The sequence below is a fragment of the Pseudarthrobacter sp. HLT1-7 genome, assembly GCF_059383435.1.
In genome coordinates, this window is sequence record NZ_JBWZCH010000008.1 from 45,235 (window position 1) to 57,869 (window position 12,635).

Genomic DNA, 12,635 nt, shown 5'->3' on the forward strand with positions numbered 1-12,635 from the left:
ATGCGCCGGATAGTCGCAGCCAGCCTGCGGTTCAGATCCATTATCATTGCGATGGCTGCAGCACTGATGATCGTGGGCGGCGCTCAACTCAGCAGCGCCTCGGTGGATGTGTTCCCCGAGTTCGCCCCGCCGAAAGTCGAAGTCCAGACAGCCTGCCTGGGACTTACCGCCGCCGAGGTCGAAGAACTGGTATCTGTTCCGATGGAAGAGGCCTTCAACGGAATCGATGGCCTCGACCACATGCGTTCCAAATCTGTACCCCAGCTCTCGTCGATCGTGCTGGAATTCAAGAACGACATGGATCTGCTCACAGCACGGCAACTGGTGTCCGAGCGGATGGCCACGGTGATACCGACCCTGCCCACCTGGGCAGCACCCCCGCTGATGCTGCAGCCGCTGTCTTCGACGAGCCGCGTTATGAAGATCGGCCTGTCCTCGGACACGCGGTCCTTGATCGAGATGTCCATGATTTCCTATTGGAACATCAGGGCCCATCTCCTGCGGGTCCCGGGAGTGGCCAACGTGGCAATCTGGGGCGAGCGCCTCCAAATGCTTCAGGTGCAGGTTGACCCGGCAAAGCTCGCATCAAACAACGTCACCCTGGAAACAGTCATGAGTTCCACCGCCGACGCCCTGGACGCGGGCCTGCTCCAATACTCCCCCGGCGCCCTGATCGGTACCGGCGGGGCGCTCGAAACACCAAGCCAGAGCATGGGTATCCGCCACGTCCAGCCCATCACCTCCCCGGAGGAGCTGGCGAAGGTAGCGCTGGAGGATCGTGAGGGCCAGACCCCCTTGCGCCTCTCAGACGTTGCCAACGTCGTGGAGGACCACCAGCAGCTGATTGGAGATGCCGTCATCAACGGCGGTCCGGGACTCATGCTGATCGTTGAGAAGCTCCCGTGGGGCAATACGCTCGAGGTGACGCGTGGGGTGGAAGAGGCACTGAAACAGCTCGAGCCCGGCCTGACCGGCATCGCCGTGGACACCGCCATCTTCCGGCCTGCAACATTCATCGAGGAATCGCTGGGCAATCTGGGCGTCTCGCTTCTGCTTGGCTGCCTTCTGGTCATCCTTGTCCTGAGTGTCTTTCTCTTCCAATGGCGCACAGCGCTGGTCAGTGTGACGGCCATTCCGTTGTCGCTGATGGCCGCCGCCCTGGTGCTGTATTGGACCGGAGGCACGGTCAACACTATGGTGCTTGCGGGGTTGGTGATCGCCGTCGGTGTGGTGGTGGACGATGCCATCATCGACGTCGAGAACATCGTCCGGCGATTGCGCCAGCACCGCGCCAGCGGCGGGGTGGGCAGCACCGCCCGCGTCGTGGTGAATGCCTCGCTCGAGGTCCGCGGTCCGATTGTCTACGCCACGTTGATCATCGTCGCCGCCACAGTGCCGATCTTCTTCCTGGACGGTCTGACGGGGGCCTTTTTCCGCCCGCTGGCCACTTCCTACACCCTCGCGGTGATGGCGTCCATGCTCGTGGCGCTCACCGTCACCCCTGCGCTGGCGTACATCTTCCTCCGGAACGCCAAACTGGAAGACCGCGACCCACCTCTGGTCCGGATCCTCAAGCGCTGGTACAACGCAGCGCTGCTCCCGATTGTCCGCCGGCCGTTGCCGGGCTACGTGGCTTTGGGTGCTCTGGGCTTAGTCGGCGTTGTGGCGGCCCCGCTCCTGGGCCAGTCATTGCTCCCGTCCTTCAAGGAGCGTGACTTCCTGATGCACTGGCTCACGCAGCCTGGCACGTCCAACTCCGAAGAAGTCCGCGTCAGCCAGCTGGCCTGCAAGGAACTGATGACGATCCCCGGCGTGAACAATTGCGGGGCCCACACCGGGCAGGCGTTCAATGCCGATGAGGTGGTGGGTGTCTACTTCGGTGAGAACTGGATCAGCGTCGACCCGGCGGTCGACTACGACGAGACCCTCGCGGCCGTCCAGGAGGTCGTAGACGGCTACCCCGGAATCGTGCGGGACGTCCAGACCTACCTCAAGGAGCGTATCCGTGAGGTCCTGACCGGCACCGGCTACGCGGTCGTCGTCCGAATCTACGGTGATGATCTCGCGACGCTGCACCAGCAGGCCGACAAGCTCAAAACCATCCTGGGCGGTATTGAGGGAACCGTCGGTGCGAAGGTCGCTCTCCAGGCCAACATTCCGCAGATCAACGTGGAAGTGAATCTGGAGGCTGCCAACCGCCACGGCCTGAAGCCTGGCGACGTGCGCCGTGCGGCGGCCACCCTGGTGGCTGGCGAAGAAGTGGGCGACGTCTACCGGGACGGCAAGGCCTATGACGTCCAGGTGTGGAGCCTGCCGGCGATCCGGACAAGCGTCACGAGCATCGAGAACCTCCCGCTGGATACGCCCAGCGGGACGAAGATCCGGATGGCTGACGTCGCCACGATCTCGGTCAAACCCACGCCGAACGTGATTGAGCGTTCGGAGGGATCGCGGCGCATTGATGTCAGTGCCAACGTCAAGGAAGGGGATCTGGCGCGGGTTGTGGAGAAGCTGCAGTCCGAGATGAAGTCGGTCGAGTTCCCGGTCGGCTACAGCGCGGTTGTTCTCGGCGAATACGCAGAGCGCCAGGCCGCCTCACAGCGGCTGCTGCTCTTCTCGGCGGGCGCGTTGATTGTGGTCTACCTCCTGCTCCAGGCCGCTTTCAGAAGCTGGCGGCTGGCGACACTCGCCATCCTGACGCTTCCGGTGGCCCTGGTGGGCGGCATAATCGCAGCCCACCTCAGCGGCGGGATCCTGTCCCTGGGGTCCCTGGTCGGTTTCCTGACCCTCATGGGCATCGCAGCCCGGAACGGCATCCTGCTCATCAACCACTGCCAGCACCTTGAACAGTTCGAGGGTATGCCCTTCGGCCGGGACCTGGTGCTGCGGGGTGCCGCGGAGCGCTTGTCACCGATCCTGATGACGACGCTCGCGACCGCCCTGGCCCTCGTCCCCTTGGTGGTCATGGGCAACATCCCGGGTCATGAGATCGAACATCCCATGGCGGTGGTGATCCTGGGCGGCCTTGTCACTTCGACGCTGGTCAACCTGTTCATCGTCCCCTCGCTGTACCTGCGGTTCGCCAAGAAAGGACCAAAGCGTGAGCGCCGGCCCAACCAGCCCCAGCCGGTTCCGGCCGTCTAGCCGCAGCCAATCAACCACATCAGGAGAGGCCAAACCAATGTCTCAACGAGGAAAGCGCTTCACAGCCTACGGTTCAGCGATCCTGCTGGTACTGGGAACGCTGACGGTGAGCACGGCCGCCGCGGCCACCGCCGCGCCGAATCCGCAGGAGCTCTGCGGACCCGGCTCGGCGATCAAGTTCAACCGTGCCGATTTCCCGGCAAATCCGGTGATCGACAACAAGTGGCTCACGCTCAAGCCCGGCATGCAGTTCACCACCACCGGGGAGGTCAGGTCCGCCGACGGCAGCGTGAGCGCCCATTCGGTCGTCCACACGGTGACGGGGCTGACGAAGGTGATCAACGGCGTCAAGACCCAGGTGCTGTGGGACCGGGACTACTCCGACGGCGTCCTGGCGGAATCAGAACTCGCCTTCTTCGCCCAGTCGAAGAGGTCGGGCAGCGTCTGGCTCTTCGGGGAGTATCCGGAGGAGTACGAGAACGGGAAGCTGGCGGGCGCTCCCAGCACCTTCGTCAGCGGTATCAAGGGGACACAGGCGGGAATCGCCCTACAAGGCAGCCCCCACCGGAACTCCCCGGCGTATGTCCAGGCCTACGCGCCCAGCGTGGACTTCCTGGACTGCGGCCGCGTGCTGTACAAGAACCAGCGCGTATGTGTGAAAACGGGCTGCTACAACGATGTGATGGTGATCGATGAATTCAATCCGCTGGATCCGCCGAGCGCGGGCCACCAGCGCAAGTTCTATTCAGCCGGAACGGGGCTCATCAAGGTGACGGCCGTCAGCGGCGCGGACCAGGAGTTCATGGACCTCGTCAAGATCAAAAAGCTGAGCCGTGCCGAGCTGGCGAGCGTCAATGCGCAGGCATTGAAGCAGGACAAACGGGGATACACGGTCAGCAAGGATGTCTATGCCAAGACGCCGCGCGCCGTGGTGGCCTATCCGGGCCCGGTCTCCTGAGACGTGCCGCTGCCCTTAGCCTTATCCGGGCAGCGGCACACCAGCAAAAAAGCTCCGGCCGGGTTTCCCCGGCCGGAGCTCTTGCGTGGAAGGGTGTTACTTGACGTCCTCGTCAACCCAGTCCATGGACTTGGTGACGGCCTTCTTCCAGAGCCGCATCTGCCGCTCCCGTTCGCCCTGCTCCATCGTCGGCTCCCAGCGCTTATCCTCGGACCAGTTGGCCGAGCACTCGCCCAGGTCCTTCCAGAAGCCGACGGCGAGCCCTGCCGCGTAGGCGGCACCCAGAGCGGTGGTCTCGACAACCTTCGGCCGGATCACCGCGACGCCGAGGATGTCGGCCTGGAACTGCATCAGGGCGTCGTTGGCAACCATGCCGCCGTCGACCTTCAGCTCCGTCAGCGGAACGCCGGAGTCGGCGTTGACGGCGTCGAGCACCTCGCGGGTCTGGAAGGCGGTGGCCTCCAGCGCCGCACGGGCGATGTGGTTCTTGTTCACAAAACGGGTCAGGCCGACGATCGCACCGCGGGCGTCGGAACGCCAGTACGGCGCGAACAGTCCGGAGAAGGCCGGGACAATGTAGACACCGCCGTTGTCCTCCACCGAGGCCGCGAGCGTCTCGATTTCCGGGGCGCTGCTGATCATGCCGAGGTTGTCACGCAGCCACTGCACGAGCGATCCAGTGACGGCGATCGAGCCTTCCAGCGCGTAGTGCGGTGCCGCGTCGCCGAGTTTGTAGCCCACTGTGGTGAGCAGACCGTTCTTGGAATGGACAATCTCCTCACCGGTGTTGAAGATCAGGAAGCAGCCGGTGCCGTAGGTGTTCTTGGCTTCGCCGGCCTCAAACGCGGCCTGGCCAAACGTTGCCGCCTGCTGATCGCCCAGGATGCCGGCGACCGGAACTTCGCGCAGCAGCTGGGAGGTGTGCACCGTCCCGTAGACCTCCGAGGACGACTTGATGGCCGGCATCATGGACGCCGGAACGCCGAACGTGTCCAGGATCTCCTGGTCCCAGGCGAGAGTCTCCAGATCCATGAACAGGGTCCGGGAGGCGTTGGTCACGTCGGTGACGTGCACGCCGCCGTCGGTGCCGCCGGTGAGGTTCCACAGCACCCAGCAGTCCGTGTTGCCGAAGACCAGGTCGCCGGCTTCGGCCTTGGCGCGGGCGCCCTCGACGTTGTCCAGGATCCACTTGATCTTGGTGCCGGAGAAGTAGGTCGCCAGCGGCAGGCCCACCTTCTGCTTGAACCTGTCCGGCCCCCCGTCCCTGGCGAGCTCATCCACGATCGGCTGCGTGCGGGTGTCCTGCCAGACAATGGCGTTGTAGACCGCTTTGCCGGTTGTCTTGTCCCAGACGACGGCTGTTTCGCGCTGGTTGGTGATGCCGACGGCGGCGATGTCGTGGCGGGTCAGGTTCGCCTTGGAAAGAGCCGAGGCGATGACCTCGCGGGTGTTGTTCCAGATCTCGGCGGGGTCGTGTTCCACCCAGCCTGCCTGCGGGAAGATCTGCTCGTGCTCCATCTGGCCGGAGGAGACGATGTTGCCGCTGTGATCGAACACGATGGCGCGCGTGCTGGTGGTGCCCTGGTCAATGGCGATTACGTACTGGTTCATGGTGACGTCCTTGTCTTGAGGGTGTGAAGGCTGGCTTCATGCGGCCGCGTCCCCGACGCGGCCGCTATCGTGCTGTTGAGTTGACTAGGCGGCTGCGGCGACGATGATCGGCACGTACCGGGCAACGATGCCCGCCAGGAGTCCGCCCACCACAGGTCCCACCACAGGGATCCAGGAGTAGCTCCAGTCGCTGGAGCCCTTGCCCTTGATCGGCAGCAGGGCGTGGGCGATGCGGGGGCCGAGGTCACGGGCCGGGTTGATGGCGTAGCCGGTGGGACCACCAAGCGACACACCGATGCCGACAACCAGCAGTGCAACGGCCAGCGGGCCGAGGCCCGAGGGTGTCCCGCCGAACGTCAGGATGACGAAGACGAGGACAAAGGTGCCGATGATTTCCGTGACGAGGTTCCACGGGGTGGAGCGGATGGCAGGACCGGTCGAGAACACCGCGAGCTTGCTGGCGGGCTCCGGCTCCGCGTCGAAGTGCTGCTTGTGGGCCAGCCACATCACCACCGCGCCGAGGAACGCGCCCAGGAATTCGCCGCCGAAGTACGTCAGGGTCGACATAACGTCGATCTTGACGCCCGGGGCGTACTCCGCCTTGCCGTTGATCAGCAGGCCCAGGGTCACGGCGGGATTCAGATGCGCGCCCGACTTGGCGGCAACGTACACGCCGGCGAAAACGGCGATGCCCCATCCCCAGGTGACCATCAGGAACCCGCCGTTGTTCCCCTTAGTGCCTTTGAGCGCAACGTTTGCCACGACGCCGCAACCCAGCAGGGTCAGCATCGCGGTGCCCATTACTTCGGACAGGAAAACTATTCCAAGAGACATCTTTGACTCCTCTATTTTCTGTTGTCAGCCCTTCGCGGGTTTGAAGGGTCTGTGGGCCGGCGGCGCGTTGACGCCGCCGGCCGGCCACTGCGCCGGTCCCTCGAGGGGACCCCGCAGTCCTTGCGTCCGGACGTCCCCCGTCCGGACGCCGAGGTTTATCAGGAGACCAGGCTGTGGACCTGGACGCCATGGTACCGCTTGAGCACCTCCTGAGCGTGGCTGATCTCGGAAGACTTGGTTGCCGGGTCCCAGCCCAGCGGGCCGGAAAGGATCTCGGCAACCTCGTTCAGCAGTTCGCCGGTCACCAGGCCCCGGAAGGCCAGGGAGGTGCGGCGGATCAGTACGTCGACCAGGTGCCCGATCTGCTCGTTCCGCGCCATGAACTCCAGTTCACGGCTGCTGAGTTCGCGGGTGGAATGCAGGAGCCGGTCCGGTCCGGCGTCTGTGGCGTCGTCGAGGAAGGAGATGACTTCCGCGGCACGCGTCCCATATCGGGTCAGCAGGCCTGCGACCCGGTCGGCGTCGCGGCCGGCGGACATGTGCGCCTTGATCCAGCGCTGGACGCCGTCCTCGCTGTCCGGGAAGCCGGCGCCGCCGCCGATGGCCAGCTTCGCCGTCGAGACTTTCCGTTCCAGGCCGAGCTCGGCGAGGACGTCGTTGCTCAGGTGCTCGGCGAGGGCCCGGAAAGTGGTCCATTTGCCGCCCACCAGGCTGAGGACGACGCCGCCGCTGCTCCCGCTGCCGCCCGCTTGGCCGGCTGATCCGGCGTGCCGCTCGATCCGGTAGTCCCGGCTGACGAAGCCCGGCTGGGTGGCGTCGTGTTTGGGCAGGGGCCGCACACCGGCGAAGGTGTAAACGATCTGCCCGCGGTCCACGGCAACGTCCGGAAAGACATGGCCGATCAGGTCAAAGAAGTAGTCGATCTCGGCCTCGGTGCACACGGCGTCCTCGGCCATGTCGGCATCGACGTCGGTGGTGCCGACGAGGACCCGGTCGCCCATCGGGTAGATGAGGACGATCCGGCCGTCGGTGTGTTCGAAGAAGATCTCCCGGCCGTTGCAGGCCGCCAGCAGCTCCGGATGGTCCAGCACGATGTGCGAGCCCTTGGTGCCGCCCATAAACGCCGACGCCGCGCCCATCGCCTGGTTGGTCAGGTCCACCCAGGCGCCCGTGGTGTTCACAATGACGTCGGCGGTGAAGTCGAACAGCTCTCCGGTGAGTTCGTCCCGGAGCCGGACGGTACCGCCGGAACCGGTGTCCTTCGCGGACACGAGGGACAGGTAGTTACTGGTGCGGGCGCTGTCGCCGCCGGCCGCGCCGGCCTTTTCCCCGTCCTGCAGCACATCCAGGGTCAGCCGCTCCGGATTATGCACGGAAGCGTCGAAGTAGGTGGCCGCGTACTTGATGCCCGGGTGCAGCCGGGGCAGTTCGGCCAGGGCACGCTTGCGGCCGCGGAACTGATGCCGGGGCACGGTGCCGCCGTCGCGGGAGAAAAAGTCGTACAGGCTCAGGCCGAGCTTGATCAGGAAGGCCCCGCGCTCCTTGGACGCCCCCTGCTGCTTGTGTGTAAGGAAGCGCAGCGGAGCTGCGAGGATGCCGGAGAACGTACTGAAGATGGGGATGGTGGTCTGCAGCGGCTTCACATAGTGCGGCGCGATCCGCAGGAGCCGGTTCCGCTCGACCACGGACTCCTGCACGAGGCGGAACTCGCCGTTCTCCAGGTAGCGGATACCGCCGTGGATCATGTGAGAGGAGGCGCCGCTGGCGCCCTGGCAGTAGTCGCCGCGCTCCACGAGCGCCACATCCACACCCTGCAGTGCCAGGTCCCGGAACGTGCCGACGCCGTTGATGCCGCCGCCGATAATCAGCACCTGCGCCCGGGGCCGCTTTCGCAGCTGCTGCACGGATGCGCGCTCGCCCGCCTGGGCCTGATTGCGGGTTGAATCCTTGTGTCCCAAAAACTGCTCCCTTGGGTTTGTTCCTGTGCGGCGCGCCGTGCGGCGCGGCGCCGTCCAACACTATTCTTTGGAGTATTGGAAAATGGAGTCAAGCACTATGCACAAACGTGCAGAACGGAATTGGGATGACGCCTTCACGCCACTCTGACGCCCTCAGGGCGGCCCAGTTGTATTACCTGCAGGACCTGACCATGGACGCGATTGCCCGTGAACTCCGGACCTCCCGATCGACGGTCTCGCGGCTGCTGTCCTCAGCCCGGGAATCCGGCCTGGTGCAGATCCAGATCCGCAACCCGCTGGACACCGGCCCCGAACTGGAAAGCATGATCCGGCTGCAGTACAAGGTGGATGTCCACGTCGTTCCGGTGGTCGACACCCTGAATGAGGCGGAAACACTGGACCGCGTGGCAATGCAGGCTGCCCGCACCATCGGCCCGCTGGTGGACTCGAACGCCATCATTGGAGTGGCCTGGGGCTCCACGCTCAGCGCCGTCAGCCGGCACCTGACCCGGAAGATCACCCATGACAGCGTGATCGTCCAGCTTAACGGCGCCGGAAACATGCAGACCACGGGCATCACCTATGCCTCGGACATCATGCGGCGCTTCGGAAGTGCCTACGGTGCCCGGGTGGAACAGTTCCCGGTACCGGCGTTCTTTGACCACGCCGCGACCAAGACCGCCATGTGGAATGAGCGCAGTGTGCAACGCATCCTCGAACTGCAGGCCAGCATGAGCATTGCCATATTCGGCGTCGGATCGGTCGACGCCGACTACCCCAGCCACGTCTATGCCGGCGGCTACCTCGATGAAGAAGACCTGGACGTGCTGGCCGACTCCGGGGTCGCCGGCGATGTCGCCACCGTTTTCTTCCGGGCCGACGGCTCCTCGGACGGCATCACCCTGAATGAACGTTCCACCGGTCCGGACCTGGCCCGGCTCCGCCAGGTCCGGCGAAGGATCTGTGTGGTGTCCGGCGCCTCCAAAATCAACGGGCTGCGGGGCGCCCTCGCCGCAGGCCTGGCCACCGACCTGATCCTCGATGAGGCCAGCGCCCGGCGCCTGGTCAGCCTGGACGGGCTGACCTGATGGTCGGTCCTAATTCCCCGTCCCGGGGGGATGGGGCCGGCGAAGTCGGTAGAGTCAGTGCTATGAGACTCTCCCCCCGGCTGGCCCTGAACAACGGTGTGATGATGGACCGCCTGGGCTTCGGGCTGTACAAAGTACCGCCGGCCGACGCCGCCGGTCTGGTAACCATGGCGCTGGAGGCCGGCTACCGCCATGTCGACACGGCGGCCATGTACGGGAACGAAACCGGCGTGGGCAAAGGCGTCGGCGCCCTTTCAGCCTTCGCCGGCGGATCCGGCGAGCCGGCAGGCTCACTGACCCGCCAGGACGTGTTCGTCACCACCAAAGTGTGGAATGAGGACCACGGCTACGACGCCACCCTGCGGGCCTTCGATGCCTCGATGTCAAGCCTCGGGCTGGAGTACCTCGACCTCTACCTGATCCACTGGCCGTGCGAGAAGCGCGGGCTGTTCACGCATACATACCGGGCCATGGAGACGCTTTACCGGGAGGGCAGGGTCCGCGCCATCGGGGTCGCCAACTTCCAGCCCCGCCACCTGGACCGGTTGCTGGAAGCGGCCGAGGTGGTGCCGGCCGTCAACCAGATCGAGCTTCACCCCTGGCTGCAGCAGGCGGAACTGCGGGAAATGCACGCCGCCCTGGACATCCGGACTGAGGCGTGGAGCCCCTTGGGACGCGGGCGGGTCCTCACGGACCCGGTGATTCTGGCCCTCGGGGCCGAACACGAACGCACGCCGGCGCAGATCGTCCTGCGCTGGCACCTCCAGCTCGGCAACCTCGCCATCCCCAAAGCCAGTTCCTCCGGGCGGCTCCGGGAAAACCGGGGCGTCTTTGACTTCGAGCTCTCCGCAACGGACCTGGCCGATATCGCCGCCCTGGAGTGCGGTCTCCGGACCGGCTCCCACCCGGACAACGTCAACTGAGATCCCAGGAAATGGAACACGTGGCCACCGAGTCCTCCCCCACGCCTCTCTTCAGCGCCGGGCTGGAAACCCGCACCCGCACCTCCCTTGTGGACCTCGGCGGCACCAGGGTCGCCTACTGGAGCTACGAGCCCGTCAAGGTTTCGCCGGCGACCCGCACCATCCTGGTGATCCATGGCTTCCGCGGCGATCACCACGGACTCCTGCGGGTTGCGGACCAGCTTCCCGGGATGCGGCTCATCATGCCGGATCTCCCCGGCTTCGGCAGCTCCGCCGCGTTTGCGGGCACCGAACACAGCGTCGAGGGCTACGTCCGCTTTGTCCGCGACTTCCTGGCCGCCCTGGACCTGGGACCGGACACGGTTCTGCTGGGCCACTCCTTCGGGTCGATTGTCGCGAGCCACTTCGTCGCCGACCACCCCGGCGCTGTCGCGGAGCTGATCCTGATCAACCCGATCGCGTCCCCGGCCCTCGACGGACCCAAGGGGGTTATGACCAAGCTCGCGGTGCTGTATTACGAGGCCGCCGCCCGCCTCCCCCGCCGGCCGGGCCAGGCCCTGCTGCGCAGCCAGCTGATCGTCCGGCTCATGAGCGAGACCATGGCCAAGACCCGGGACAAAGACCTCCGCCGCTTCATCCATGCCCAGCACAGCTCGTATTTCTCCGCCTTCGCTGACCGGGACAGCCTGCTTGAGGCGTTCAAGGCCTCGGTCGGCGGCACTGTCTCCGGCGTCGCCCGCCGGCTTGCCCTGCCGGTACTGCTGATTGCCGGCGAAAAAGACGAGATCGCCAGCCTCCCGGACCAGCACAAACTCCTGGCCCTGCTGCCGGACGGACGCCTGGACGTCATTCCCGGCGTCGGGCACCTCATCCACTATGAAACCCCGGAAGCCGCCGCGGGCTTCATCCTCCGCTTCCTGAAGGACCACGCCGCGTGAAAATCCTCATTGATGCCCGCTTCACCCGGCTCGACCACCACGACGGGATCAGCCGCTACGGCGCCAGCCTGATCGCGGCCACGGCCAGGATCGCGGACGTCTCCATGCTGATCAGCGACGTGCGGCAACTGGCCCTGCTGCCGGACGTGCCGTACACGCTGGTCAACAGCCCCCTCTCAGCGGCCGAGTTGTTCGTGGCCGCCAAGGTCAACAGGCTCGACGCCGACGTTGTTGTGTGCCCCATGCAGACGATGGGCAGCTGGGGCCGGAAGTATCCCCTGGTGCTGACCCTGCACGACCTGATCTACTACGAGCACCCGGCCCCGCCCGGCTTCCTCCCCACCCCGGTCCGGGTCCTCTGGCGGCTGTACCACAAGGCGTTCTGGCCCCAGCGTGTGCTGCTGAACCGGGCGGATATTGTCGCGACCATCAGTGCCACGACGGCGGCCCTGATCTCAAAATACCGGCTCACCAAGCGGCCGGTCCGGATCGTCGGGAACGCCCCGCAGCCCGGCCTCACGCCCCGGGATCCCGGCGCCGGGGCGGACAAGACGCTGCTCTATATGGGCTCGTTCATGCCTTACAAGAACGTGGAAACCATTATCCGGGGCATGGCCGGGCTGCCGGGCATGACCCTGCACCTGCTCAGCCGGATCACTCCGGTGCGCAGGGCTGAACTGGAGGCCCTGGCCCCGGCCGGCGCGGGCATCGTGTTCCACAACGGTGTGACCGACGCCGAATATGAGGCCCTGCTGGCCCGCAGCACGGCCCTGGTCAGCCTCTCCCGGGCGGAAGGCTACGGCCTTCCGCTCGTGGAGGCGATGTCCCACGGCACTCCGGTGATCGCCAGCGACATCCCGATTTTCCGTGAGGTGGGCGGCGATGCCGTCAGCTACGTCCGGCCGGACTCACCGGCCGAATTCGCCGAGGCCGTGCGCCAGCTCGAGGAGCCGGAGCTGTGGAAGGCCCGCTCGCTCCGCTCCGTGGAACGCGCCGCCGAATTCAGCTGGGAAGCGTCCGCCCGCAACCTGCTGCGGCTCGCCGAAGAGGCCGTGGCGCTGCGCGGGCGCCGCCCCGGCACCCCGAGAGGACCCGGCCGGAAATAGGCGGCGCGCGGACCCCGTCTGCGCCGCACCCGCCGGTACTATCCTGGCCGCGAAAGCCCTAGTACTGGAGCCAGT

9 protein-coding genes are annotated in these 12,635 nt (G+C 65.8%); 6 read left to right on the forward strand and 3 right to left on the reverse strand.

Annotated elements, in window-relative coordinates; translation table 11 throughout:
- Window positions 1-3,144, forward strand: a complete 3,144-nt coding sequence (locus AC50X6_RS09830) for an efflux RND transporter permease subunit (RefSeq protein ID WP_494966041.1) — start codon at window positions 1-3, stop codon at window positions 3,142-3,144.
- 37 nt (window positions 3,145-3,181) lie between these two features.
- Window positions 3,182-4,102, forward strand: coding sequence for a hypothetical protein (locus AC50X6_RS09835; protein ID WP_494966042.1), 921 nt, complete (start codon window positions 3,182-3,184; stop codon window positions 4,100-4,102).
- 96 nt (window positions 4,103-4,198) lie between these two features.
- Here AC50X6_RS09835 and glpK read toward each other — a convergent pair whose 3' ends face one another.
- The 3 genes from glpK to AC50X6_RS09850 form a co-directional block, all read right to left on the reverse strand.
- On the reverse strand, window positions 4,199-5,713 hold the full coding sequence (gene glpK, locus AC50X6_RS09840) for a glycerol kinase GlpK (protein WP_326966091.1): 1,515 nt from the start codon (window positions 5,711-5,713) through the stop codon (window positions 4,199-4,201).
- A gap of 84 nt (window positions 5,714-5,797) precedes the next feature.
- Window positions 5,798-6,547 carry an MIP/aquaporin family protein gene (locus tag AC50X6_RS09845; RefSeq protein WP_326966092.1) on the reverse strand — a complete coding sequence of 250 codons (750 nt, stop codon included), beginning with the start codon at window positions 6,545-6,547 and terminating at the stop codon, window positions 5,798-5,800.
- A 158-nt stretch (window positions 6,548-6,705) separates the two neighbouring features.
- Window positions 6,706-8,505, reverse strand: coding sequence for a glycerol-3-phosphate dehydrogenase/oxidase (locus AC50X6_RS09850; RefSeq protein WP_494966043.1), 1,800 nt, complete (start codon window positions 8,503-8,505; stop codon window positions 6,706-6,708).
- Window positions 8,506-8,630: 125 nt separating this feature from the next.
- Here AC50X6_RS09850 and AC50X6_RS09855 point away from each other — a divergent pair, with 125 nt between their 5' ends.
- The 4 genes from AC50X6_RS09855 to AC50X6_RS09870 all read left to right on the forward strand — a co-directional run bounded on the left by AC50X6_RS09855 (window position 8,631) and on the right by AC50X6_RS09870 (window position 12,560).
- Window positions 8,631-9,593 (forward strand): sugar-binding transcriptional regulator, encoded by a 963-nt coding sequence (locus tag AC50X6_RS09855; protein WP_494966044.1) that lies wholly within the window; start codon window positions 8,631-8,633, stop codon window positions 9,591-9,593.
- Window positions 9,594-9,655: 62 nt separating this feature from the next.
- Window positions 9,656-10,516, forward strand: a complete 861-nt coding sequence (locus tag AC50X6_RS09860) for an aldo/keto reductase (protein ID WP_494966045.1) — start codon at window positions 9,656-9,658, stop codon at window positions 10,514-10,516.
- A gap of 11 nt (window positions 10,517-10,527) precedes the next feature.
- Window positions 10,528-11,454: an alpha/beta fold hydrolase gene (locus AC50X6_RS09865; RefSeq protein WP_494966046.1), complete on the forward strand. Its 927-nt coding sequence runs from the start codon at window positions 10,528-10,530 to the stop codon at window positions 11,452-11,454.
- Window positions 11,451-12,560, forward strand: coding sequence for a glycosyltransferase family 4 protein (locus AC50X6_RS09870; RefSeq protein WP_494966047.1), 1,110 nt, complete (start codon window positions 11,451-11,453; stop codon window positions 12,558-12,560). Before AC50X6_RS09865 ends, AC50X6_RS09870 begins: the two co-directional genes overlap by 4 nt.
- Window positions 12,561-12,635 lie beyond the last annotated feature (75 nt).

Bases quoted from the DNA above. Each gene is read 5' to 3' on its own strand.
- AC50X6_RS09865 (WP_494966046.1), top strand. From the start codon at position 10,528: ATGGAACACGTGGCCACCGAGTCCTCCCCCACGCCTCTCTTCAGCGCC.
- AC50X6_RS09855 (WP_494966044.1), top strand. From the start codon at position 8,631: ATGACGCCTTCACGCCACTCTGACGCCCTCAGGGCGGCCCAGTTGTAT.
- AC50X6_RS09845 (WP_326966092.1), bottom strand. From the start codon at position 6,547: ATGTCTCTTGGAATAGTTTTCCTGTCCGAAGTAATGGGCACCGCGATG.
- AC50X6_RS09835 (WP_494966042.1), top strand. From the start codon at position 3,182: ATGTCTCAACGAGGAAAGCGCTTCACAGCCTACGGTTCAGCGATCCTG.
- AC50X6_RS09830 (WP_494966041.1), top strand. From the start codon at position 1: ATGCGCCGGATAGTCGCAGCCAGCCTGCGGTTCAGATCCATTATCATT.
- glpK (WP_326966091.1), bottom strand. From the start codon at position 5,713: ATGAACCAGTACGTAATCGCCATTGACCAGGGCACCACCAGCACGCGC.
- AC50X6_RS09860 (WP_494966045.1), top strand. From the start codon at position 9,656: ATGAGACTCTCCCCCCGGCTGGCCCTGAACAACGGTGTGATGATGGAC.